Raw genomic sequence first — 25,175 nt, 5'->3', positions numbered from 1 at the left:
GAGAGGTGCGAGTCATGGCACGTCTCGCGCATGGGCGTCCTGCACGCCATCGCCGACACGGTCGTCGATCAGTACCTCGATGTCGTCACCGCGCTGGAGGCCGATGCCGACGAGGTCGCGAACGACGCTTTCTCCTTGGACGCAGGCCATGCCGTCGGCCGCACCTACCAGCTCAAACGCGAACTCGTCGAGCTCCGGCGCACCGTCGCGCCGCCGCGCGACCTCGCCGGACGCCGCGTCCCCGGCGTGGACAGGGTGTTGGCCGTCTACTTCCAGGACATTGCCGACCTCCCCCAGCTCTCGGCTTCGCCTTCGAGCAGTTGCCGCTGACGGCCTGGTGCTTCGGGGCACCTGGTCACGGACCGGGGCGGGGCCCGCTGGCACACGCCCGTGGAGCTGCGGGTGGAGTACTCCAGCAGGCGCTCCGCACCGGTTATGTGCCGGGCACCCCAGGCGCCCGTCAGCACGTCGAGGACGTCGGGTGCCAGCAGGCGGCGGCCGTAGGGCCTGATCGTGCGGATGCACCTGGCGCTGGACTGATCGGTGCGCCGTGATGGACGCGCAGTCCCGCCCGACACGGCCGCCCTGGCCATCGAGCGCCCTCACGCCGAATAGGCCCGGCAGGCAGCGGATGCCGGGATAAGGCGGCACCATGACTCGCCATCCCGCGTCTTTCGTCAGCAGCACGTCGACAGATCGCGAGCGATCAGCTCAGGTCGACAGAGGGGTCGTACGCGCTGTCGCAGGCAATGGGCTCCACCCCGGTCGGCTCACCGGTCCCGCCACCTGCGGAAACGCGGATGATCGAGCCGTGCTCGCCGGCACTGGTGGACGGGACGTCGGCCATGGTGGTGACTGCTTCGGCGGTGGTCGCATGGACCGGCAGGACTGCGTCGACACCGGTGAGGACCAGCATCCGCATCAGGCGGTCGGGGACGTCGGCGAGTCGGAGTGCACCGCCCGCCGCCTGGGCGGCGTGCCAGAGGCCGATGAGCGCGCTCAGACCGGCGGAGTCGCAAAAGCCGACCTGTGACAGGTCCAGAACCAGATTCGGAGAGCCCTGCTCGATGATTCCCGAGGCTTCGTGGCGCAGGGTGTCCGCGGTGCGCGTGTCCACGTCTCCGGCGACGGTGGCGATCGCGAGGCCGGGACGGGGGTGCTGGACGGTCAGCTGCAGCGTGTCGGTCACGTCGGTCATCACTCCTGGCCGAAGTGTTCGGGCGCGGCGGCGGTGCGGGCGGTGGCAGCGACACTGCCGTCGGGTGTGGTGTGAGGGTGGGGGACGGACAGGGCCAGCAGAGCCACGTCGTCGCCGGCTCCGTCGGGCAGCGAGGCCAGCAGGGTGATGCTGTCCTCGACCAGGGAGGTGGCGGTGACGGGCCCGGTGCGCTGGTGGAGGAAGCCGGTCAGTCCGTCGTCACCGAGCATGGCACCCTCGGTGGTGCGGGCTTCGATCAGCCCGTCGGTGTAGAGGAACAGGCTTTCCCCGGCCGTCAGCGAGAACGTGGTCTGGGCGAAGGGCGCCTGGGGAAAGGCGCCGACGAGCATGCCGCCCTTGGGATGTACGGCCCGCACCCAGACTCCGCCGCTGTCGTCGGGGCGCACGTGGTAGGCCGGCGGGTGGCCGCCGGTGGCGACGGTGACGGTGAAGCCGCCGTCCTCCCGGGGCTCCAGGAGGCCGAAGAGGACGGTGCAGAAGCGGCGGCCGGCGGTGACGTCGGTGAGCAGCATGGTGTTGAGCGCGCTCAGCACGGTGACGGGGTCGGCGTTGATCTGGGCCGCGGTGCGCAGGGTGTGGCGGGCCAGGGCGGTGACGGTCGCCGCCTCGGGTCCTTTGCCGCACACGTCACCGAGGACGAACGCCCACCGGCCGCCGTCGAGGGGGAAGACGTCGTAGAAGTCGCCGCCCACGTCGTGGGCGGAGGCGGTGCGGTAGTGGCAGGCCAGTTCCAGGCCCGGCACCACGGGAAGGGCCGGGGGCAGCAGGGTGCGCTGGAGGGTGGAGGCGAACGCGGCGATGGCGGCCTTGTCCTGCTCCGCCTTCTCCCGCGCCGCCCGCTCCGCCTCGGCCCGCGCCCGTTCCGCCTCGGCATGCCGCCTCTCCGCCTCACGGCGGGCCTGCTCCTCGCGCAGGGCACGCAGCGCCGACAGCCGCAGCTCCATCTCGTCCAGCACGATCGCGGCGAGATCGGCAAGAGTGGCGGTGTCCTCCTCGGTGATCGAGCGGGGCCGGGTGTCGAGGACGTTGACCGTGCCCAGCCGGTGCCCGTCGGGGGTGGTGATCGGTGCGGCGGCGTAGAAGCGTACGCCCATCTCTCCGGCGACCAGCGGATTGTCCACCGCGACGGGGTCTTTGAGGGTGTCGGGGATGACCATCGTGTCATCGCGGAGGATCGCCGAGCCGCACAGGCCCGGATCACGGCCGATCTCCGCGACACCCTCCAGGCCGTGGGCGGCCTTGAACCAGATACGGTCGGTGTCCACGATCGTGACGGTCGCCACCGGCACGTCGAAGAGGCGGGCAGCCATCGCCGCCACCCGGTCGAACGCCCCGTCTGGCGGTGTGTCGAGAATGTCGTAGCGGCGCACCGCCGCAATCCGGGCCGCCTCCGCATCCGGGTCGGAGACCAGCTCGGGGCGGCGCCCGGGAGCCGGGTCGGTGGCCGACGCATGCTGCATCATCGGCTTTCCTCTCCGTCGATGGGCTGCCGCCGTGAACGGCACGAACCGACGCAGCCTAAATCGACCACACACCCGAACGCCAATGCCGTCGTCGGCCGGGCCCCCGGGCGCGGTCTGCCGTGCGATGTGCCAGGTCGGTGTCTGTGGGAGTCCCACGGGTGCTTTGGCCTGACTTCTGTGAGTGCTGACCGCTGTGCCCTGATCACACTGTGTCGACCGCTGGCGAGGGGCGGTGCGTCGCTGGTCAGACCTGACCGAGCATGTCTTCATAAGGGCCTGTCGAGCATTTCTCGCCCCATGGATCCACGGCCCGCCGCAGCCCTCCACCGGTTGGCTCGGGCCCTCCGGCGCTGGCCTACCGGCGCACCAGGGTCGGTCGTCCTGGCCCATCACGCCATCGTCCAGTAGTTTCCCATGAGGTGCTGGTGCAGATCAGGCCGTCGGTCCGCCGCGGGACGGCCTGGATCGAACGCGGTCACCCCATCCATGCGCCTGCGCTGCTCTCCGCCGTAACATCCATGCTTGTCACCGCGGCGTCCAATCGCCCTGCAGGGGACAAGCGCTGAAGGGTCGGACTTCCGAAACTCCGTCAGCTCGGAGCATGCCCCCGAGGGGCGGGAAGGGTCGGTCGGGCCTTCTCACGGCGGACCGCGTGGGCGATGGCGCGCGCCTCGATGCCCGCCTGGCGGAGAACCCCGGTGAGGGGATTGGTGTAGCCGGCGAAATACAGGCGCGAGGCATCGGCATGGGTTTCCGCGCTGACGACGAGGGGGAGTCCGTCCTCCAAGGCGTACGGCCGCAGGCAGGTCCTGCTGCTCGCCGGGTATCCCGGCTGCCGATGCTGACGGCGAAGCTCGCCGCCGTCGCCCTCACCGCCGTCGCCCTCACCGCCGCCGCGCTGGCCTTGTACACCACGATCCTGCTGCGGATCTCCCTGCCAGTACGCCACGCGGTTCAGGCGGCCCGCTAGCGCCCACCAGGATTTACGGGTAGCCACTGCTTCGGTGAACCGACTCCGTGCGGGGCTGCGCGAGAGCGCTCGAAGGGTGCCTTGGCTCTCGTCGGCGGGGGCTCGTCGACGTGCGAGAGCCATGGGCCGGGCCGGACCTGTGGCAGTGGGGCCGTCGCCTCACATCGGTTGCCAGATCTGGGCGAGTGTCGAGGCGGTGAGAAGTTGCTCGGGGTCTCCCTGCCCCGCCGGCTGACCGTCGCGGACTTTCATCTTCTCCAGTCCCAGCTCGTGCTGGGCTGGTCACTCCTCGCGGCGGGCGATCACCCGGAAGGCGTTGGAGAAGCGGCTGCGGCGGATCAGCGGGGCGAGGAGCCGGTCCAGGGCGTACATCGGGAAGCAGAACGGTATGCCCGCCCAGAAGACCGTCTTGGTGACCGCGGCGCCGAGACGGCCCGGGGGCTCGGGCAGCCAGGGCTCGTCGCGGAACGGCAGCAGCCGCAGCACGTACAACCCTACGAGCGCGGTGAAGTCCACGGGGATATGGGACTCCTCGCGGTCCGTCGCCACCACCGTGAAGCCCAGCTCGATGAGGGCCCGGCGCAGGTTCCTCATGGTCACGAAGTGCTGGTGCTGAGGCTGGAACCACGGCAGCCAGTACCGGCCGAAGAGGCGGCCGAAGGGCGACTCCGGGTTGGGTACCTCGATGATCAGGTGGCCGCCGGGGCGGAGCACGGTGTGAACCGCGGCCAGTTGGGCCTGCGGGTCCGTGGTGTGCTCCAGGCAGTGGAACATGCTCACCGCGTCGTACTGGCCGGCGAGTTCGTCCGCGAGGTCGGGCAGAAAGCCCTGGTACGCCCGCTCGATGCGCCCCGACTGCTGCGCCCCGAGCACATGGGCGCCGATGTCGAGCCCGTCGAAGGTGGTGCCGGGCAGCGCTTCCCTGGCCGCCAGGCAGAAGTCACCGCCCGCCGTGCCGACGTCGAGCCAGCGCTTCGGCCGGGCGTGCCGCCGCATGGCCGCGGCCCGCTCGTGGTTGCGTTCCCTCGCGGCGTCGCTGTCCAGGGCGCCGCCGATCTTCTCGGCGTACAGGCCGTCGTAGAAGTCCCGGTAGTAGAAGTCCAGTCCGGCCGCGCTGAGCTGCGGGTTCTGGAACGTGTGTCCGCAGTCGCGGCACTGGTCCAGGGTGAAGGTGCCGGGCTTTCGCTGCAGGTGGTCCTTGGTGCGCAGGCGGCGACGCAGCTGCCGCGCGCCGCACCAGGGGCAGTCGGCGCGGCGCGGCTCGAAGAACCGGGCGATGCCGTCGGCCAGCTCTGCCTGGTACGCGGGGCGCAGGCGGGCGACGCGTTCGGCGTCGGAAGCAGGGGGCGGTGGGGCGGGTGTGTCGGGGGGCTGGTTCGTGGTGGCCATGTCCGTGGTCTCCTCTCGTTCCACTCTTCGGCACGGCGGTCGCCCTGCCGGTCGGTCGCTCACCGCTCCCGTGACTCCTGCGGCTCCCGTGGCTTCTGTGCCGCGAACTTCTCCAGGTACGCCGCCGCGGCAGCCGCCCCGCCCGCCGCACGGAAGGAGTCCCCGACGCGCCGGGCCGCCGCGCGGTAGGCGGGCCCGTCGAGTACGGCGTCGAGGGCGGCACCGATCCGTCGGCGGTCGGCGCGCCCGAAGCGCACCCGCACCCCGGCGCCGGCGCCGGTGACCTGGCCGGCGATCAGTGGCTGGTCGTCCCGGATGGGCGCGACCACCAGCGGTACGCCGTGCCACAGGCACTCGGCGACGGTGTTCTGCCCGGCGTGGCTGACCATCGCTGACGCCCGTCGCAGGAGCGGCAGTTGGGGGATCCGGGGCAGCGCCAGGAGGTCGGCGTCGGACTCTTGGTCGAGCACCCCTCCGGGGTCGGCGACTACTGCCTGCAGCCGCCGCCCGCGCTCCCGCACGGCGGCCGCGCACTCGGCGAGGAAACGCGCCCCCAGGCCGGTGTTGGCAGTGCCGAGTGAGACCAGGACGGTGGCCCGGTGCTCGTCGAGCCACTCCCAGGGGAAGTCGGCGGCCGGGCGCCCGGTGAACGCCGGACCGACGTACCGCAGCTGCGGCAGCTGAGGGCCCGGGCCCGCGAGTTCGGGGGTGGTGAAGGAGAGCACCAGGTCGGGGGAGAAGCGCGGATCGTGGGTGCGCCCCGGGTCGCCGAGGCGGGCGCGCAGCTCCGCGACGAGCCCGGCGGTCCACCGAGCCACCTTCGGCATGCCGTCCAGGGCGTCGCTGAACTCCGCCGGGGTGGTCGACGCGGTGGCGTACGGCACCCCGAGGCGCTCGGCGACGAGGGCACCGGCGAGGGCCTGCTGGTCGGCGACGACGACATCGGGCCGGAACCCCTCGACCGCGCGGCGCACACCGGGGGCCATCGCCCCGGCGAGCGGCACGAGGAACTCCTCCCACAGGAAGCGCAAGGCTGCGGCACCGCGCAGGGCAGCCGGACGTTCCGGGAGCGTGGGCACGTCGCACGGGTACACCTCGGCGTCGGGCCCGGCCAGTTCCCCGACGAACCCGGGCAGTCCGGCCCAGGCGGCCCGGTGCCCGCATCTGGTCAGCTCGGCGGCCACGCTGACCGCCGGGTTGACGTGCCCGACCAGGGGCGGCACGACGAACAGAAAGCGGCTCACGTCACGACCAGCTCCCGGTGGCCGTCCCGTAGCCAGTCGAGCAGCAGCGGGACGACCGTCTCGGGGGTGCCGACGAGCACGGAGTGCCCGTGCCCGGGCACCGTCACGGTGCGGCAGCGGGGCAGCAGCGATTCCAGCCAGGGCGCCGTGTCGGCCAGGTCGGAGGTGGCGCCGTACACCGCGCAGACCGGCACGTGCAGGCTCTGCCAGGACGCCTCGGCGGGGACGGGGCAGGATGCGATGTCCTCGGCGATGGAGGTGCCGTGCAGCAGCCGGGTGGCCCAGCGCACCAGGCGGGCCTCGTGGCGGCCGTAGGTCTCCTCGATCCACGGCAGGGTGCGCTTGTCGTGGAGCTGGTGGGCGGAGCCGGCCAGGATGGTGCTCATCTTCTTGGCCCAGGCGGCGGTCGGCGGCTCGGACTCGAGCATCAGGATGCCGGCGACCCGCTCCGGGCGGCGCAGCGCGTAGGCGAGGGCGACGGTGCCGCCGAACGAGTTGCCGACCAGGTGGACGGGCCCTTCCAGGGCGAGGGCGTCCAGGAGCGCGTCCAGGTCGCCGCTGAAGTCCTCGACGCCGTAGCCGCGCGGCGGGCGGGAGCTGCGGCCGTGGCCGCGCTGGTCGTACATCACGACGTCGTGTCCGGCCGCCGCGAGCGCGGGCGCGATGGTGAAGTAGTAGCTGGTCAGATTGTCGGTGGCGATGCCGTGCACGAGAACGACCGTCTGGGGCGGGCCCGGTTTAGGGGTGGGTGCGCCGCTCAGCCGCTCCACGTTCAGCCGGATCCCGCCCGCCTCGATCGTGGTCACCGCAGGCACCCCGCGATGTACTGGACGAGTTGTCCGACGGTCAGTCCGATGATGTCGGAGAGTTCGAGCGAGGCGAACCAGGCGGGGAAGTCGACCCGGTCGTCGTAGCGCCCGCCCAGCTCGGCGGTGAGCGTGACCAGGTCGATGGACTCCAGGTCGAGGTCCTCCACGAAGCGGGTGTCGGAGGTGATCGGGGTGTCGTCCAGTTCGAGGTCGTCGAGGACCGTGTGCAGCGCGTCGGTGATCTCGGCGAGGACGGCGGCGTACGCGGGGCCGGTGGTGGCGGGGCTGGTCATGACGGGCTCTCCTCGGTCCAGGCGACGGCGTAGGTACGGGTGGGCAGCCCCGGCGGGTTGGTCACATCGGCGAGCCGGATGCGCCGCAGTCGGCCGGAGGGCGCCCGGACCGTGAGGGCACGGGCGCCGACTTCGGCCTCGACCGCCGTGAAGTCCCGCGGCCGGCCGCCCAGTCCGGTGCCCTCGGCCTTGGCCGCGGCCTCCTTGGCGGCCCAGAAGCGGGTCAGCGGGCCGGGGCCGCCGCCGAGCCCGGTGAAGAGCGTCCGCTCGTCCGGGGCCAGGATGGCGTCGTAGGCCGTTTCGGGGCGCTCGACGATCTCCTCGATGTCGATGCCGGTGCCGGTGCCAGGGCTGTCGGCGGCGGGGCGGACGAGTGCGACGGCGGCCTCCCGGCAGTGCGCCAGCGACAGTTCCAGAGGCGGGAGTTCTCTGCCGTGTACGCCCTCGGGGCGCGGTCTGCCGCCAGGGTCGTTGGCGACCCGTATCTCGGCGGGGAAGACGGGGCCCGCGCCGTGCGCCCACAGGTGGCGGCGTACGGCGTCCTTGGCGGCGATACGGCCGAGCAGCCACGGGCGTCGGCCGCGCGGGGGGTGCCCGGCGTACTGCTCGCGCTCAGGGCCCGCGAGCTGGCTGCGCATGTAGATCTCGCGGGATGCGGGGTCGGGCCAGCGTTCGAAGACCAGCTGCCAGCCGCCCTCCTGGGTTTCCGACAGAGTGTTGTGCTCGGGCCATCGTTTGACCGGATCGACCTCGGGCGGCGAGTCGAAGCGCCGGTCCCGCCAGCCGCGGATCTCGGCCCAGACCTCGCCGTCGCGGGCGAGCTGCGCGTCAGCCACCACGGCGGTGTCCGTCACGGTGGTGACCCTGATGTGGCAGTCGAGTGCGGTGCCCTGTTGCGGGGGCGGGCTGTGGAAACGGATCTCGTCGACGCCCGTCGGGAAGACGATGGTGCGGTCGGGATGCGTGGCCATCAGCCAGTAGCCGAGCAGCTGACCGACGTTGTCGAGGAGCGCGCCGGGCGCGGACGGGGCGGTCAGGACCCCGCGGACGTGCCGCTCGCCGAGCGCGCAGATCTCGGTGACGCCGCGAAACCGCGGCCCGTGGAACATCCAGCGGTCGTCGTACATCTGCCGCGCGGACACAGCCGGACGGCTCTCCGGGGCGTCCGTCCGCCACGGCCGTGGGCGGGGCGCGGTGCCGTGCCCGTGGGCGGTCTCGACCGTGGCGCGGGCGAAGCGCCCGAACTCCACGGCGAACCGACCCTCTCCCTCGGGCCGGGCCGTGACCGTGGCCTCGGTGGGCGGGGCGGCGACGGTCCACTGCAGGAACCGGGCGTCGTGCACGGCCACGGCCCTCCCCGGGCCGGGCACGGCGTCGATCATGTGCTGCACCAGGGTGGTGGCGGGCACCACGGGCCAGCGGTCGGCGATCTCGGGCCAGTGCGCGGGCTGTCGGAAGAAGCAGTGGTCGGCGAGGTACGGCATGGTGTCGAGTGCGATGCGCAGGGTGATGGCGCGGGGGGTGGCGGCAGGCGGCGGCACCTCCCCGGTCGCCGAGGGCTCGGGGGGCGGCGCCGCGGGCGCGGTGCGGCGCGGGGCCGCTGCCGCGGAGAACAGTTCCGCCAGTTCCGCTGCCGTGTCCGCCGTCTCGCCGAGCAGCGAGCGCAGTTCGGCCGCCACGGGGCTCCGCGCGGCCACGGCGGCGAGCCGGTCCATCCCGGGTGCGGGTGCCGCGCGCAGGGTGCTGCGGAGCCGGTCCCGGGTGGCGGCGTCGAGCGAGACGAGCCCGGAGCCGAGGGTGAGGGGGACGGTGACGGGGGCGGGGGCGGGGGCGGGGACGGCTCGCGGGCTCTCCGCGGCCGTACGGACGGTCTGCGCCGTAGGGTCGGTCTCCGCCGTACGGGCGGGCGCCGCCGTCGACCGAGGCGTGGCCCCCGCCCGCAGCGCCGCGAAGTCCGGCTCGGCACCGTGCGACCAGAGTCCGGCCGCCACCCGGTACAGCTGCGAAAGTCCGCTGTGCCGGGGCGTGTTGGCGCTGAGCGTCAGGCACGCGCGGCTGGTGAGGGTGTCGTCCACGAGAGCCGGCAGCTGGCCCTGGCCCAGCTGGACGAAGGCCCGGAACCCGGCGTCGTACAGGGCCGTGGTGAGCTGCCGGAAGCGGACCGGTTCGAGCAGGTGGCGCAGGAAGAGCGCGCGCGCCGCGGCCTCGTCGGCCGGGAAGGGCGCGGCGGTCGTGGCGGACCAGACGGGCACCCGGGGCGGGTGCAGCGTGAAGCCGCGCGCGGCCTTCTCGATGGAGGTGAGGTACGGGGCGAGCATCGGCGTGTGGAAGCCGGACTCGAAGGGCAGCAGCCGACCGAGCACTCCCGCGCCGCGCAGCCGCCCGGTGAGCGCCTCGACCTGGTCGTGAGGCCCGCAGACGACGGTCTGGTGGGGCGCGTTGTCGTGCGAGACGACGACGTCCGGGTACGCCGCGAGCTCGGCGTCCACCTGGTCCGCACCGGTGCCGAACGCGGCGAAGGCGAGCCCTGGGACGCGCAGCGTGGCCGGGTCGAAGTCCCGCAGGAAGGCGTCGACCTCGGCGTCCGCGTACATCCCGCCGACCGCCATCGCCGTCCATTCCCCCACGCTGTGCCCGGCCAGCGCGTCCGGCCGGACGCCGATCCGGGCGAGCGCTCCGGCGAGCAGCCGGCCGAGGCCGACGACGGCCGCACCGTGCCGGGCGACGTCGCCCACGCGGGCGTCCGGCCAGTGCGGCGCCGGCAGGCCGAAGTGGCGGGCGACGTCCTCGGCCCGCGGCTCGAACTCGGCCTCCAGCCCTGGGCAGAGGAAGGCGATCTTCCCGCCGCCCGTGCCGAGCACCGGCCGCGGCACGCACCAGACGTCGCTCCGGCCGCCCCATGCCCGGGCGCGGGCGACTGCCTTGCGGGCCAGGGCGAGGCGGCGGTCGGTGGGGTCCAGGACGGCGACACGGGCGCCCCCGGCTCCCCTCGCTCCGCCCTCCGCGGCGGCCGCGCGCAGCTCGGTGTCGTCGGCGTCGAGCAGTTCGGCGAGGTCCTGTGGGGTCGCGGCGGCGAGCCGCAACAGCCGGGGCGGCTCGGCCACTTCGGCACGGTCCGCGCAGGCCGCAGGCCCCGCGCCCGGGCCGCCGGGTGCCGGGGCCGCAGGCGCGACGGCCGGGGCCGATGCCGGTGCGGGAGCCGACGCCGGGGCAGGCGCCCATGCGGGGGCAGGCACGGGCTCCGGTACCGACTCCAGGACGACGTGGGCGTTGATCCCGCCGAAGCCGAAGGCGCTGACCGCGGCACGTCGGACGTCCCCGTCCCAGGTCCGGGCCTGCTGGGCCGGAGCGAAGCGGGTGACGCGGAGCGCCGGGTGCGGGTCGTCGCAGTGCAGGGTCGGCAGGAGCATGCCGTGGTGCACCGCCAGGGCCGCCTTGACGAGGCCCGCCACACCCGCCGCCGGCATCGTGTGGCCGATCATCGACTTCACGGAGCCGATCACGGCGTCGGGCCCGGCGTCCGGGTCCGGCGGCCCGAACACCTCGGCCAGCGCGGCCAGTTCGGCCCGGTCGCCGCCGGGGGTTCCGGTGCCGTGCGCCTCCAGGAGGCCGAGCGACCCCGGTGCCGCCGGGGCGAGCCCCGCCGCCGCCCAGGCGAGCCGGACGGCGCGGGCCTGGCCGCCGGGGTCCGGGTTGACCAGGGAGCCGGCCCGGCCGTCGCCGGCCACGCCGACGCCGCGGACGACGGCGTAGATCCGGTCGCCGTCGCGCCGTGCGTCCGCGAGCCGTTTGAGTACGACCACGCCGGTGCCCTCGCCCATCAGCACGCCGTCCGCGTCCCGGTGGAACGGGCGGATCCGCTGGGACGGCGACAGCGCCCGCAGCCGGCTGAAGACGGACCAGAGTGTGATGTCGTGGCAGTGGTGTACGCCGCCCGCGAGCATCACGTCGCAGCTGCCCGAGGCGAGCGTGCCGACGGCCTGGTCGAGTGCGACGAGCGAGGAGGCGCAGGCCGCGTCCACGGTGTAGGCGGGGCCACGCAGATCGAGCCGGTTGGCGACCCGGGACGCCGCGAAGTTGGGTACGAGGCCGATCACCGACTCGGGGCTCTGCTCCCCGCCCAGCGCTGCCGTGAACGCCATCCGTACCGCGTCCAGCCGCTCGCCGTCCAGCTCGGGCAGTAACTCGTGCAGGGTGCGCACCAGTTGGGCGGACGTACGCACCCGCTGGTCGAGTCGGGCGAGCCCGTCGCTCAGATAACCGCCGCGGCCGAGCACGACACCCACCCGGGAGCGGTCTTCGGGCAGTGCTGCCTCCCCCGCGTCGGCGAGCGCGGCCGCGGCGGTGCGCAGTGCGATCAGCTGGTCGGGTTCGGTGCCGGGCACGGAGTCCGGCATGAGTCCGAAGACGGTCGGGTCGAAGGCGGCGAGCGCGTCGAGCCCGTCGACGAAGCCGCCGCGGCGGCAGTAGACGCCGTCGAGGCCGCGCCGTCCGTCCGGGTCGTAGTAGGTGTCCGCGTCCCAGCGGGCCTTGGGCACGTCGGAGATGGCGTCAGCGCCGGTGACGAGGTTGTGCCAGTACGCGGCCAGGTCACAGGCGCCGGGCAGGGTCACCGCCATGCCGACGATGGCGACGGGCTGCCGGTGCCGCGGGGCGGTCGGTCGCATCGTGGGGTTCACCGGCCCGACGCCGTCAGGACGACCTCGTCGGTCTCCGGCTCGCCCCAGGCCAGCTCCCGCAGCAGCGCGAGCACGCCCTCCTCCGGGTCGATCAGCTTGATGCCGCGGCGCGCGTACTCCCGGCCCAGCTCAGGGCCGACCATGCCGCCGTGCGCCCCGGCCGGCGCCCACGGGCCCCAGTGCACGGTGACGGTACGGCTGCCGGTACCGGCTCGCCAGAGGCGGCCGAGGCGGGCGAGTGCGTCGTTGGCGGCGGCGTAGTCGGCCTGGCCGCGGTTGCCGTACACCGCCGCGACGGAGCCGAACATGACGGTGAAGGCGGGCAGTCGGGGAAGGCGCCGGAGAGCCGAGAGCAGTGCGCGGGCGCCGTCCACCTTGGTGCCGTAGACCCGTTCGAAGGAGACGGGGTCCTTCTCGGCGAGCAGTCGGTCCTCGATCACTCCGGCGGCGTGTACGACCCCGTCGATCCGGCCGTACGTCGCGTACGTCTCCTTGACCGCCTGCTGCACGGCCTCCGCGTCCCGCAGGTCGAGTGCCCGGTACCTGGCCCGGCCGCCCGCGTCGTGTACCTCGGCCAGGGTCGCGGCGATCTCGCGGCGGGCCAGGACGCGGCCCGCTTCGCGCTCGATCTCGATGGTGCTCAGACCGCCCCGGGCGGCGAGCGCCGCACGCAGCGCGGGCAGGTCGGTGGCGTGGGCCGGCTCGTGGTGCCCGCCCGTGCCGTCGTCGAGCGGCGTACGCCCGAGCAGTTCGACCCGGCAGCGTGCGGCGGCGGCAAGGGCGAGGGTGAACCGGGCTGTGATGCCGCGCGCGCCGCCCGCGAGGACGACGACCGACTCCGGGCCGAGCCCGAGTGCCGCGGCAGCGGCGGCGCCGGAGGAGGCGGGCCCGGCGCCGGAGGAGACGGGCGGGCCCAGAGGGCTCTCGTACGGTACCGGGGCGCGGCGGAGCCCACAGGTGCGCAGCACGACGGGTTCCCGGTCGGGCGCCAGCAGTTCCCCGACGAGCGCCTCGGCCTGCTCGGTGGCGGGCTCGTCGGGGTCGAGCTCCACGGCGCGGACCACGGTGTCGGGGTATTCGCGGGCCGCGGTGCGCACGAAGCCGTCGAGGCCGCTGGTGTCGTCGGGGAGGCGGGGGCAGAGCAGCCGGCGCGGGCCGCGCAGCAGCAGTTCCTGGAGCACGGTGAGCTTGGCGGGCAGCAGTTGCTGTTCCGCACCCGCGAGAGCGCCCAGGTGCAGCACTCCGTCGACCGGGCCGGTGTGCCCGGCGAGCTGTGCGGTGTCCGGGCCGCCACGGGCGGCGAGCGCGCCGAGTGCGGTGAGCCGGGTGACGAGTGCCCGTGCGAGTGGCGTGTCGTCCGCGACGATCAGGAACCGCTTCCCGCGCAGCTGTGCCGCGCCTTCGGCGCCGGGCACGGGCGCCGGGTCGAGCGGGGCCGGCCGCAGCAGATAGCGGTGGGGAGCCCGGCCGGTGAGCGGGGCGGGGGACTCCTCGGCGACGGGGGCGGAGTTGGCGAGGGCGGGTGCCGGGTCCGGGTCGGCGAGCGCCTTCGCGCGGGCCCTCAGCCAGTCGGCGATCCCGGCGGCGGTGCGCTCCCGGGTCAGCTCCTCCAGGTCCGCGTCCGGCAACGACCGCAGATCCGCACCCGAGCCCAGCAGCCGCCGCCCCAGCTCCCCGGCGATCTCCGTCCGCTTGATCGAATCCACACTCAGATCCGCCTCCAGATCCGACTCCGCCCCCACCATCTCCACCGGATATCCCGTACGTTCCGCGATCACCGCCAGCACCTCGGCCAGCACATCCACCCCCACCCGAGCGGGAGCGGGGGCCGGAGCCGCAGCGAGAGCGGCCGGAGCCGGGGCCGGAAGGGGTTCGGGGGCCGGCGAAGCCGCCTGTGGCGCGGGCGGAGCCCCGAGGTAGCCGAGGAGCACGTCCCGTTGTGCGGCCAGCATCTCCCGGCTGTTGCGCAGGAACTCCCGGAGCAGTTCTTCCCGTTCGCCCATCGTCGTCGCCTCACTGGTCCGCTCTCCGGCCCGCGGGATGCCCGAGATGCGCCGGGCCGGGCGCAGCGCTCCCGGCACCGGCCGGCCGTCCGCCGTGCGTACGAGGTGGCCGTCGACCGTCCAGCCGGGCCGCTCCGGCACGGCGGCCGGGTCGGCGAGTGCCGTGTCGCGTCCGCTGAAGAGCCGTGCGGGCGCCACCGGGACACCGGCCGCGGCGAGCCGGGCCAGGGCCTCGAGGTGGCCGCGCAGGCCCGCGTCGGGGCGGGGTTCGAACGGGACGGCGACGTGCGGCCGGTCACCGAGGATCTGGCCGACCAGACCGGTGAGCACCGTGCCGGGCCCGCACTCGACGAAGATCCGCGCCCCGGCGTCGTACATCGCCTCGATCTGGTCGGCGAAACGGACGGGGGCGGCGATCTGCTCGGCGAGGCCGGCCCGTACCCGGGCGGGGTTCCCGGCGTAGCGGGTGCCGGTGAGATTGGCCCAGACCGGGAACTCGGGGCCGCGCACGGAGTACGCCGTCAGGATCTCGGCGAAGCGGGACACGGCCCCGGCGACCAGCGGGCTGTGGAAGGCGCAGGCGACGGGCAGCGGGCGGACGGAGAACCCGGCGGCGGTGAGCGCGTCGACAGCTTCGGCGACGGCGTCCCTCGGGCCCGATAGCACGCTCTGCGCGGGCGCGTTGTGGTTGGCGACGACGACCCGCTCGGCCAGACCTGCCCCGGCGAGCACCCGGGTCACCTGCTCGGCGGAGGCCACTGCGGCGGCCATGGTGCCGGGATCGGACCCCTGTGCACCGATCGCGGCGAGGATCGCCTCGGCCCGCTCCCGGCTGAGGTCACCGAGCTTGTCGGAGTCGAGGGCGCCCGCGGCGCAGAGCGCGACGAGTTCGCCGTAGGAGTGCCCTGCGGCCATGTCCGGGCGGACACCGACCGCGGTGAGGGTGTCGTACGCGGCGAGGCCGACCGCCCCGAGCGCGGGCTGGGAGTGGCGGGTGTCGGTGAGCCGGGCGACCTGTGCGGCGCGTTCGGCGGCGTCGAAGGCTGCGGGCGGGAAGAGGGCGGCGGCCGGGGCGTGGTACAGGTGCCGGCCGAGTTCGGGGAAGGCGGTGAACAGCTCGGCGAACATGCCGGGGCGCTGGCTGCCCTGGCCGGGGAAGAGGAACGCCACCTTGCCACCGTCGCCGTCGGCCGCCGCGGCGGGGGCGCCTGTGGCCGGGAACACTCCGCTTCTCCCGGGCGTGCCGTCGAGTAGGTTCCGTATCAGGTGCGGGAGTTCGGTGACGGACTCGGCGACCACGGCACCGAGGAGCGGGCCCGGGCCGGTCTCCGCGCGCTGTGCGGCGGTATGCGCCAGGTCCCGCAGCCGCCAGTGACCGCTCGCCGCGAGGCCGGCGAGTTCCTCGGCCGCCGCGCGGGTGCGGAAGACGAACAGCTCGGCGGGCCAGACGTCGTGGCTCTGGCGCGGCGGCGCTCCGGCGTCGGCGTGGGCCCGCAGCACCACGTGGAAGTTGGTGCCGCCGAATCCGAAGGCGCTCACCCCGGCGACGCGGCGGGCGGCGGGCTCGGCCCAGGGCCGGGCCTCGCTGTGGAAGACGAATGGACTGTCGGGGCCGGTCCAGACGGGGTTGGGCACGTCGATATGCAGGGTGGGCGGGCGCACCCCGGTATGCAGGGCGAGCGCTGTCTTGATCAGTCCGGCGAGACCGGCGGCGCACTTGGTGTGCCCGATCTGGGACTTGACGGAGCCCACGACGCAGCCGCCGGGCGCGGCCCCGGCCTCCTCGAACAGCCGGGTGAGCGTGCTGAGTTCGGTGCGGTCGCCGACGACGGTCCCGGTGCCGTGGGCCTCGATCAGGCCGACCTCGGCGGGCGAGACGCGGGCCTGCGCGTAGGCGCGTTCCAGGGCGGCGCGCTGGCCCTCGGGGCGCGGCGCGGTCAGGCCGAGGGAGCGGCCGTCGCTGGCGCTGCCGACGCCCTCGATGACGGCGTAGATCCGGTCGCCGTCCCGCTCGGCGTCGGCGCGGCGCTTGAGTACGAGACAGGCGACGCCCTCGCCGAGTGCGATGCCGTCGGCGGCCGCGTCGAACGTGCGGCAGCGGCCGGTGGGAGACAGCGCGTGCACGGAGGAGAAGAGCAGGTAGTCGTTGATGCCGTTGTGCAGGTCGGCGCCGCCGCACAGGGCCACGTCGGCGGCACCGCAGGCCAGTTCCTTGCAGGCGGCGTCGACGGCGGCCAGGGAGGAGGCGCAGGCGGCGTCGACGGTGTAGTTGGCGCCGCCGAGGTCGAGCCGGTTGGCGATCCGGCCGGCGATGACGTTGGCGAGCATGCCGGGGAAGGAGTCCTCGGTGAGCTTCGGGAGCTGCTCCTCCAGGTCCTCGGGAAGACGGCCGACGTACGAGGGCAGGACGCTGCGCAGCGTCGCGGCGCCGGAGATGTCGCTGCCCGCCTCGGCACCGAAGACGACGCAGGTGCGCTCGCGCGGGAAGGTCCGGCGGTCGAGCCCGGCGTCGGCGAGTGCCCGCCTGGCCGCCTCCAGGGCGAGGAGCTGGACGGGTTCGATGGCGGCCAGGGAGGCGGGCGGGATTCCGTAGGCCAGCGGATCGAAGGGGATCGGAGGCAGGAAACCGCCCCACTTGGACGCGGACACGTCGTCCGCCTCGGCGTCCGCGCCGAAGTGCAGCGCGGGATCCCAGCGGGTGTCCGGGACCTCGGTGATCGCGTCGGTGCCGGCGAGCACCTGGGCCCAGTAGGCGGGCAGGTCGGCGGCGCCGGGGAACATGCCGGCCATGCCGACGACGGCGATGTCGAACGGTTCGGGAGCGGGGGCCGGGTTGCGTGCGGGTACCGTACCGCCCGCGTGGCGGACGTCCGCGGCGAGTTCGGCGGTGCGGCGCCCGTAGAAGTCGGCTGCCCCGTCGGTGACCGCGTGGTGCAGGGCGGCGACGGTGGTGACGGCGGAGCGGAGCACGGCGACCTCGCCGGCCATGAACATGCCCGCTTCGCGCTGGCGCTCCTCGTCGACGTCGACCAGCTCGTCGCCGACCCGCTCGACGCCCTTGCTGGCGATGCGCAGGCGGCCGACGTTGAGCCGCTCCAGCTCCTGCCAGACCTGCCGCTCGGGTATCCCCTGAGTCCGCAGCTCGTCCTTGACCTCCTGGTACGTGTCGCTGAACGCGCTGGGCAGGCAGCGGGTGGCGTGGCCGGGCGCGGTGTGCAGGAGGGTGGTCGACCTGGCGTCCAGGGCCGCGCGCTGGAACAGTGGCCCGATGGCGCCGCACTCGACGGCCTCCTCGGTGAAGAGGTAGCCGGTGCCCATCAGAACGCCGACGACGGCACCGCGGGTGGTGAGCGGGGCGGCGAGCGCGGCGACCATGGCGGCGGAGCGCTCGTCGTGGATGCCGCCCGCGAACAGCACCTGTACGTCCTGTGGGTCGGCGGCGTCACCGCCATCGGCGTGACCGTCGTCGGCCGCCGCGTCGAGGAAGTCCTCCAGGACGGCCAGTTGCGCCTCCCAGAGCGGGAAGCTGTTGCGCGGCCCGATGTGCCCGCCGCACTCGGCGCCCTCGAAGACGAAGCGCCGGACGCCGGCCGCCAGGAACTGGCCGAGCAGCCCGGGCGACGGCACGTGCAGAAAGGTACGGATGCCCTCGGCCTCCAGAGCGGCCGCCTGGGAGGGACGGCCGCCCGCGATGACGGCGTGGCTGGGGCGCAGCTCACGGACGGCCTCCAGTTGGGCGGTACGTATCTCTTCCGGAACGAAGCCGAGGATGCCGACGCCCCAGGAGCGGTCGCCGAGCGCGGACCTGGTCTGCTCGAGCAGGGTGCGGGTCTGCTCGGGCCCGGCCAGGGCGAGCGCGACGAACGGCAGTCCGCCGCCGTCCGCGACGGCCGCCGCGAACCGCGCCTGGTCGCTGACCCGGGTCATCGGGCCCTGGACGACCGGCAGGGCGGTGCCGAGCGCCCGGCACATCGGCGAGCCGCCGCGCAGCACGGCGCCGTCGTCGGCCACGGCGGCGTCGATGCCCTCCGTGACGGCGGCGAGGGCGCGGTCCACGGTGCCGTACCGCTCGGCGAACCGGGCGGCGAGAAAGGCGTCCTGGCCCAGCGGCAGGGGCCGGTCGCGCAGGGCGGCCGGGAGGCCGGGGCGGCTCCGGTCGAGCACTCGGCAGCCGTCGACGACGACGGTCTCGGTGCCGTCGGCGGCGCGCAGCAGACCGGCGGCCGCGGGTGCCGTACCGGCCTCGTCGAGCAGTGCGAGCTGAGTGTCCAGTACGACTCCGCGGGCGCCCGCGAGCACGGCGGCGGCCGCGGTGTGCGGCCCGATGCCGCCGCAGGCCCACACCGGCAGATCGGCCGGTACGGCGCCGAGTACGCGCTGGAGCAGCACGAAGGTGGAGTGTTCGCCGCAGGGGCCGCCGGACTCCTCGCCGCGCAAAACGAGCCCGGTGACACCGTCGGCCACGGCCCGGACGGCCTCGTCGGGGCCGCGGACCTCGGCGAGCACGGCGGGGTCCGCGGCGGCGGCGCGGGCGGCGGCCCGGACCTCGGCGACGGTCCAGGGCGCGTCGGGGGCGAGGAGCACGGTGCACGGTCCGGCGGCGGCCGGGTCCGCGGTGCGCCGCGTTCCGGCGGGCGCCGGGACCCACAGCTCTTCGGGGCGCAGTGCACAGTCGGCGGGGACCCGCACGCCGTGGCGGCCGGGCGCCCACTGCCGCAGGAGGGTCAGGGCCTCGCGGGCGGCGCGCGCGACCGGGCCGAGGTCGAGGACACCGGACCCACCGGCCCGGCAGACGGCGGCGACGAGGCGGGGGTCCGGTGCACCCAACGGGCTGACGCCGATAACGGTGTGCGTCATGGGGGGAGGCTCCTCTGTGCGATCGAGGGGGTGTGCGATCGGGACGAGCGGATTCGGCGCACGCCGCTCGCTCTGGAGCTGATGACCTGTCAGATACTAATGGGTAGTCAGTTATCTGGCTGCACCCCCGACACCGATCGGTGAACAGGAACCGCAAGGAGCCGGACCCGGTCGCCGCACCGGGCACCCTCCGGGACGACCAGCAGCGCCGCGAGTTCCGCCACCCGCCGACAGCACCTTTTCGGAGATCACCGCCGGTGCGGGGGCGTTGGGGTCCTTGCGGCGGTCAGTCATATCGGCGGCCGATCTGCGGGCCGTGCACGGCTGTGTCCGCTCCACCCTGCGCAACTACCAGGGCTCGGTACGGCAGTTCTGCGACTTCCTGACCAACCCCGCCTATGGCTGGGGCGACGAGTGCCTGCGGCTCTTCGGGACCCACCCAGTCCAGGTGGTCTACGCCTGGAATGCCGCTGCGTACGCCGATGAAGCCGAGGGTGAGCCAGAATGCCGGGCCTTCACCAGGCCCGAGCTGGAAGCGTTCTTCGACCATGCTGACGAGGAAGTCTTTCGCGCTCGCGGCAAGGGCCGCAAGGGCTGGCTGCCAGCATTGCGGGATGCCGCTTTGTTCAAGACCGCGTACGCCTACGGCCTGCGCCGAAACGAAAACCGGATGCTGGACCTCACCGACTTCGGCCGCAATCCGGACGGCCGGGAGCTCGGCGAGTACGGCACCCTGCTGGTCCGCCACGGCAAGGCCACGAAGGGCTCGCCGCCCAAGCGCCGCAGCGTGCTGACCGTCTGGACCACCCGGCACGATCGAGGAATGGATCACCGAGGTGCGGCCCGGGATGCGGCATTCGACCAGCCGGGCCCTCTGGCCCTCCGAGCGAGGCGCACGGATCGGGGTCCAACGCTTGGACTCCCGTTTCGCCGCCTATCGGGACGCCGGCGGCCTGGACCCCGCGCTGGAGTCCCACTCGCTGCGCAGGTCCTACATCACCCACCTGATCGAGGACGGCCACGACCCGCTGTTCGTCCAGTAGCAGGTCGGCCACGACCACGTCTCCACCACCGCGATCTACACCTGCGTCTCCTCCGGCTTCCGCACCCGCTCCCTGCGACGCGTCCTGGACGCCACCGTCGAGGCTGCTCTGCGGCCGGGAAGGACCTCCTCCCACTCCAGCGCGGCAGAGCCTACGCGATCCGCCAACTCCAAGCGCCGGCCCCAGTCATCGCGAAAGCCCTCGGCTACCACGACAAGACCGCCACGCGCCTCGTCACCGAGGCCGGCGGAACATGGAGCCGGTACGCCTCTGGAGACCACAAACGGTGACCGCCGGAGGCCGGAAACTCAGGCGACCGACGCCCTGAAGGGATCGGTGGGGATGATTTCTGCCTCGTCGAAGAGCTGCTCCAACGCCTCGTGGCCGTGACGCCTGCGGAACTCGATCTCGGCTGTCGTCACGGGCAGCGTCCACACGAAGCGGGCGTGACCCCCGGGAACGGCACAGTGTTCAAGGTCGGGTCCGTGGAGATAGGGCAGGCTGATCAGTAGGTGATCGCAGGTTGAACCCGGCACCCACGGGTCACCGATCGGCATGCTGTGCTCCAGGTCGAGCTGATGTCCTCCGCAGTGGTAGTAGGCGATCATCGCCATGAGTTCGATGAACCGCTGGTCGCGGACATGGGTAGTCATGACGAACTCGAGTCCATGACCGTCCTTCTCCATCGCGGCCCAGCACCCGGCGGTCACATAGGCCCAGGTGTCGCTGCGGGGGCCGGGCCCCACAACGAGGATGCGCAGATCGGGGGCCACCTGTCGCCGTTCCGGCCCGAGGTCGTAGTCGACGACCTCCACGGAGTGCCCCTCGAAGAACACCCGGACATGTGACTCAACAGCCTCCGCGGCCAGCAGCCTCGCATCACTCACCGCGCGATCATCCCAGACCGCGATCGACCGCTCCTGACAGCCCACTCAGCGTCATGGGGCTGCCGACGTCAGCTCCGCATACGCGACACCTCGATATGCGAGCCCACCAGTCTCGCGACCGATGTCGGCCGCCCACAGGACTGCGAGTTGATGATCACCTCCGTCGGCGGGCGCTTAAAAGCCTACACTTCTGAGTAAATAGCAGTTTGGGCCCAATTGGCCTTGTGATTCTGGCGGGAGTGTAGCCAGACGCGTCGGATCCGGCGTGCGTTCTGCCCGAAGGTCCGCAGCGAGTAGCGTCCGGCAGCCTTGGGGGGCGCGGGCGGATCACGTAGGCGTCAGGAGGACGATTTCTTCATGACCCGGCCCGAGGACCCGCGCACCGCGGCGGCCCGGATGTTCGCCGAGGCCGGTGCGTTCGGCGAGCTTCTGGCCGGGATCGAGTGGGCGGCGACGCCGCTCGGGCCCCCCGAGTCCTGGCCGGGGCCCCTGGTGGACACCCTGCGCCTCATGCTCACGTCTGAGCACGGCATGGCTCTGTACTGGGGCCCCGAGTTCGCCACGCTGTACAACCTGGGCGCCGCACTCATTCCCGGCGCCAAGCACCCCTGGGCGCTCGGCAAGCCGTACAAGGAGGTGTTCCCCGAGGTCTGGGCCCCCGTGAGCTCCCACTTCCACTATGTGATCGACACCCGCAAGTCCATGCTGATCTCCGATGAACCGCTCATCATGGAGCGCCACGGCTTTCCGGAGCAGTGCTACTTCGACTCCTCTTTCCAGCCCGTGCTGCTGGACGACGGCACCGCCGGCGGCGTGCTGCAGATCCTCACCGAGACCACCGGCCGGGTACTGGGCGAGCGTCGGCTGCGCCTGCTGAGCGAGGCCGGCGCCCGCACCGCCGGGCTGCCCACGCCGGGTGAGGTCGCCCGCGTCGTCGCGGAGGTGCTGGGCTCCTACCCCGAGGAGATCCCGTTCCTCGGCGTGTACCTGGCCTCCGAGTCGGGGGTGCTGCGGCCGGCTGCCTCCGCCGGGCTCCAACAGGCGCCCGAGGCCGTCTCGCAGAGTGCCGCCGACGGGTCGGAGGTCGCAGCCCGGCTGGCGCAGGTGGTCGCCGACGGTGCCCCTGCCACGCTGCCTGCTGCCGCGTTCACCGGAGGCAACACGGCCGGGCGGCACGCCGCGGCCTCCCGACTCCCGGTCGAGCAGGTGCTGGCTCTGCCGCTGGACTGTGCGGGCCAGGTGGGAGGCGTCCTGGCGGTGGGTGTCAACCCCTGCTTCCCTCCGGCCGGGGCATACCGGGACTTCTTGGAAGTGCTCGCCGCCTCCGTGGCCGGGGCGCTGACGGCCGCGCTCGCCCACGACGAACAGCGCCGGCGGGCGGAGGCGCTGGCCGAGCTGGACCGGGCCAAGACCACCTTCTTCGCCAACGTCAGCCACGAGTTGCGCACCCCGCTCACCCTGCTCCTGGGCCCGCTCCAGCAGGCCCTGACCGATGAGGACCGGCCCGAGCGGCGCGAGCAGCTGGAGCTGGCCGAGCGCGGCGCTCTGCGCCTGCTGAAGCAGGTCAACACCCTCCTGGACGTCGCCAGGGCCGAGGCCGGGCAGATACGCCCGGCCCTTGAGCCGGTCGACCTCGCCCGTGCCACGGCCGAGCTGGCCGGGGTGTTCCGCTCCGCCTTCGAGGCGGCCGGGCTGACGCTGGAGGTGGACTGCCCGCCGCTGCCCGAGCCGGTGTCCCTGGACCGGGAGATGTGGGAAAAGATCATCCTCAACCTGCTCAGCAACGCCCTGAAGTTCACCTTCACCGGCGGCGCCCGAGTGCAGGTGGCCGCGGCCGGCGACCGGGCCCGGCTGACCGTGACCGACACCGGCACCGGCATCCCCGCGGACGAGCTGCCGCGCCTGTTCGAGCGCTTCCACCGAGTCCGCGGAGCCCGCTCCCGCTCCCACGAGGGCAGCGGCCTCGGCCTGGTGCTGGTGAAGGACCTGGTGGAAGCGCACGGCGGCACCGTCGGCGTGGACAGCCGGCCCGGCCAGGGCACCACCGTCACCGTGGATCTCCCCTTCGCCGCCGCCCACCGGCCCCGCCCGAACCCGGCCGCGGACAGCGTCGGATTCCCCGCGGAGACCCTCAGGGAAGGCGGAGGCGGCCGGTCCGGCCGCGCTGCGGCCTATGTGGACGAGGCGCTGGGCTGGCTGGCGGCTGAGCCCGTTCCCGCCGCGCCGAGCCCCTCGGCACAGACTCCGTCCGCCCCAGCGACCCACGATGCCCCGTCCGCCCCCGCGACCGACGGCCTTGGCCCGCACGAAACCGACCGCCCCCGTCGGGCCCGCCTACTGGTCGTCGACGACAACGCCGACATGCGCGCCTACCTCACCCAGCTCCTGGACCCGGACTACGACGTGCTGCTCGCCGCCGACGGCCGGGCGGCCCTGGAGACGGCCCTGGCCCAGCCGGTGGAGCTGGTGCTCAGCGACGTAATGATGCCCCGCATGGACGGCTTCGAGCTGGTCCGGGCGCTGCGCGCCGACCCACGCACCGCCCGTTTGCCGATCGTCTTGCTCACCGCCCGCGCCGGCGAGGAGGAATCCGTGCAGGGCCGGCAGGCCGGCGCCGACGACTACCTGGCCAAACCCTTCTCCGCGCGCCAGCTGCTGGCGCGCGTCCGCACCGGGTTGGAGCTGTCCTGGCTGCGTGAACAGGTCCTGACCGAGACCCGCGACCAGCTGGCCGTGCTGGCCACCCTGGCCGACGCGGGCCTGCGGCTGTCCGCCACCCTCGACCCGGACCACATACTGCAGACCGCCGGACAGATCCTGCTGCCCGACTTCGCCGACCAGATCAGCATCCACCTCACCGCAGCGGCACCCGCCCCGGCCCAGTCGCCCCCGGCATACATCGCCGGCGCACCCCTTCTTGCCCGCGAGGCCCTGGCCAGCGCCGCCACCCACGCGATCAACGGCACCGCCCCAGCCCCAGCCGGCCCGCACCCGCCGCCCGCCGCCGTGCTGGCCCTGCCGCTGCTCGCCCACGACCGGACACTGGGGGCCCTGGTACTGGTCCGGCACACCGACTACTCCGCGGTCGAACACAAGTATCTGGAGAACCTCGCCCACCGCCTGGCCCTGGCCTACGACAACGCCACCCGGTACCACAACGAGCGCCGCCTCGCCCTGACCCTGCAGCGCGCCCTGCTGCCCCACCGCCTGCCCGAGGTGCCCGGTGTGCGCCTGGCCACCCACTACCGGGCCAGCAACCGCGGCGCTGAGGTCGGCGGCGACTGGTACGACGTGCTCGCACTGCCCGACGGTGCCGTGGGGCTGGCCATCGGCGACGTCATGGGCCACGACGTGGAAGCCGCCATCGTGATGGGCCAACTGCGCTCCGCCCTGCACAGCCTCGCGATGGAGGGCGCCGGCCCGGCCCAGGTGCTGGCCAGGCTGGACGCCTACCTGCAGTCGCTCGCCGCCGAACGCTTCGCCACCTGCCTGTACGCGGTCTACGACCCGCACCGCCACAGCCTGCGCTACGCCGCCGGCGGGCACCTGCCGCCCCTGCTGGTAGCCGCCGAGACCGCCTACCTGGAGCTGCCCCCGGCGCTGCCGCTGGGACTGGGCAGCACCCCAGTCGACCGCGAGGTGGCGTTCCCGCCCGGCACCAGCCTGCTGCTGTACACCGACGGCCTGGTGGAAAACCGGGCGCTGTCCATGGACGACTGCCTGGCGTCCCTGTGCCAGACCTGCGGCGCGCTCCCCGTCGCCGCCCGCACCGACCCCCAGCGGATCATCGAACGGGCCCTGGAGCTGCTGAACGTCCCCGACCGGGTCGACGACGACACCGCCCTGCTCGCTGCCACCGCCGAACCCATCGTGTCGAACCGGCGATCCGCAAGCTGACGGAAGTGCCGCACAACCGACCGTTACTGTTCGTAGTCATTGCTGACGATGCTGCGGATTTACCAATCCGCTGCTAACGAACTGCCCTTACTGTTAACAGAGTTGCGGATCCTGGAATGGCCCGACCGCGTGCTTGACGGGTTGGCTGGAGGGCATGAGCAACGAGACGGTTCTGGTGACCGGCGCCACCGGAAAGACCGGCCGCCGCATGGTGCAGCAGCTGACGGTCCGGGGGTTCCAGCGCGGGTGGCATCCCGTTCCGGCAACGTGCGCTTCGACTGGGCAGACCGCACCACCTGGACGGCGGCCTTGCGTGGTGTGAACGGGATGTTTCGGTCGCCCCGAACTCGGCAGCGCGTAGTTCGTCAACGGCCTGGACCGGTCGGGTGAGATCCGCGCCGGCCGCGCCACGCAGCCGCCCG

General features: G+C 73.5%; 14 protein-coding genes. 4 read left to right on the top strand and 10 right to left on the bottom strand.

Features of this window, described 5'->3' with window-relative positions:
• Nucleotides 1–30: 30 nt before the first annotated feature.
• Nucleotides 31–330, top strand: a complete 300-nt coding sequence (locus tag OO68_RS03280) for a CorA family divalent cation transporter (protein WP_033306566.1) — start codon at nucleotides 31–33, stop codon at nucleotides 328–330.
• 376 nt (nucleotides 331–706) lie between these two features.
• On the opposite strand, the gene OO68_RS03275 is transcribed toward OO68_RS03280, so the two are convergent.
• Together OO68_RS03275 and OO68_RS03270 are read right to left on the bottom strand one after the other, a co-directional pair.
• Nucleotides 707–1,198, bottom strand: coding sequence for an STAS domain-containing protein (locus OO68_RS03275; RefSeq protein ID WP_051814346.1), 492 nt, complete (start codon nucleotides 1,196–1,198; stop codon nucleotides 707–709).
• Nucleotides 1,198–2,682, bottom strand: coding sequence for a PP2C family protein-serine/threonine phosphatase (locus OO68_RS03270; protein WP_051814344.1), 1,485 nt, complete (start codon nucleotides 2,680–2,682; stop codon nucleotides 1,198–1,200). The genes OO68_RS03275 and OO68_RS03270 overlap by 1 nt, the downstream gene beginning before the upstream one ends.
• Nucleotides 2,683–3,427: 745 nt before the next feature.
• On the opposite strand from OO68_RS03270, the gene OO68_RS46130 reads away from it, so the two are divergent.
• On the top strand, nucleotides 3,428–3,652 hold the full coding sequence (locus OO68_RS46130) for a hypothetical protein (protein WP_157852668.1): 225 nt from the start codon (nucleotides 3,428–3,430) through the stop codon (nucleotides 3,650–3,652).
• A gap of 282 nt (nucleotides 3,653–3,934) precedes the next feature.
• Here the strand turns inward: OO68_RS46130 and OO68_RS03265 are convergent, their stop codons facing one another.
• From OO68_RS03265 to OO68_RS47405, 7 genes are all read right to left on the bottom strand, one after another.
• A complete protein-coding gene (locus tag OO68_RS03265) occupies nucleotides 3,935–5,041 on the bottom strand; it encodes a class I SAM-dependent methyltransferase (RefSeq protein WP_051814342.1) in 1,107 nt (368 codons plus the stop codon).
• Between the two features lie 59 nt (nucleotides 5,042–5,100).
• A complete protein-coding gene (locus tag OO68_RS03260; protein ID WP_033306565.1) occupies nucleotides 5,101–6,285 on the bottom strand; it encodes a glycosyltransferase in 1,185 nt (394 codons plus the stop codon).
• Nucleotides 6,282–7,091 (bottom strand): alpha/beta fold hydrolase, encoded by an 810-nt coding sequence (locus OO68_RS03255; RefSeq protein WP_033306564.1) that lies wholly within the window; start codon nucleotides 7,089–7,091, stop codon nucleotides 6,282–6,284. The genes OO68_RS03260 and OO68_RS03255 overlap by 4 nt, the downstream gene beginning before the upstream one ends.
• A complete protein-coding gene (locus OO68_RS03250; protein WP_033306563.1) occupies nucleotides 7,088–7,387 on the bottom strand; it encodes an acyl carrier protein in 300 nt (99 codons plus the stop codon). Before OO68_RS03250 ends, OO68_RS03255 begins: the two co-directional genes overlap by 4 nt.
• The gene (locus OO68_RS03245) at nucleotides 7,384–12,054 is read right to left on the bottom strand and encodes a type I polyketide synthase (RefSeq protein ID WP_063739291.1); all 4,671 of its coding nucleotides are present in this window, start codon (nucleotides 12,052–12,054) and stop codon (nucleotides 7,384–7,386) included. The genes OO68_RS03250 and OO68_RS03245 overlap by 4 nt, the downstream gene beginning before the upstream one ends.
• 8 nt (nucleotides 12,055–12,062) lie before the next feature.
• Complete coding sequence (locus OO68_RS03240; protein ID WP_033306562.1) at nucleotides 12,063–18,926, bottom strand: type I polyketide synthase; 6,864 nt, start codon at nucleotides 18,924–18,926, stop codon at nucleotides 12,063–12,065.
• A 286-nt stretch (nucleotides 18,927–19,212) separates the two neighbouring features.
• A complete protein-coding gene (locus OO68_RS47405; RefSeq protein ID WP_245236892.1) occupies nucleotides 19,213–19,674 on the bottom strand; it encodes a hypothetical protein in 462 nt (153 codons plus the stop codon).
• A gap of 100 nt (nucleotides 19,675–19,774) precedes the next feature.
• Between OO68_RS47405 and OO68_RS47400 the strand changes: the two genes are divergently transcribed.
• Nucleotides 19,775–19,969, top strand: coding sequence for a tyrosine-type recombinase/integrase (locus OO68_RS47400; protein WP_051814340.1), 195 nt, complete (start codon nucleotides 19,775–19,777; stop codon nucleotides 19,967–19,969).
• 308 nt (nucleotides 19,970–20,277) lie between these two features.
• On the opposite strand, the gene OO68_RS03230 is transcribed toward OO68_RS47400, so the two are convergent.
• Entirely contained in the window at nucleotides 20,278–20,784 is a 507-nt protein-coding gene (locus OO68_RS03230) for a suppressor of fused domain protein (RefSeq protein WP_245236891.1), read from the bottom strand.
• 429 nt (nucleotides 20,785–21,213) lie between these two features.
• On the opposite strand from OO68_RS03230, the gene OO68_RS03225 reads away from it, so the two are divergent.
• Nucleotides 21,214–24,753: a SpoIIE family protein phosphatase gene (locus OO68_RS03225; RefSeq protein ID WP_033306561.1), complete on the top strand. Its 3,540-nt coding sequence runs from the start codon at nucleotides 21,214–21,216 to the stop codon at nucleotides 24,751–24,753.
• Nucleotides 24,754–25,175 lie beyond the last annotated feature (422 nt).

The organism is Streptomyces iakyrus, assembly GCF_000717055.1.
Classification (GTDB): domain Bacteria; phylum Actinomycetota; class Actinomycetes; order Streptomycetales; family Streptomycetaceae; genus Streptomyces; species Streptomyces iakyrus.
The sequence above is the reverse complement of the archived record's forward strand: the minus strand, read 5'-3'. Positions and strand labels throughout refer to the sequence as shown.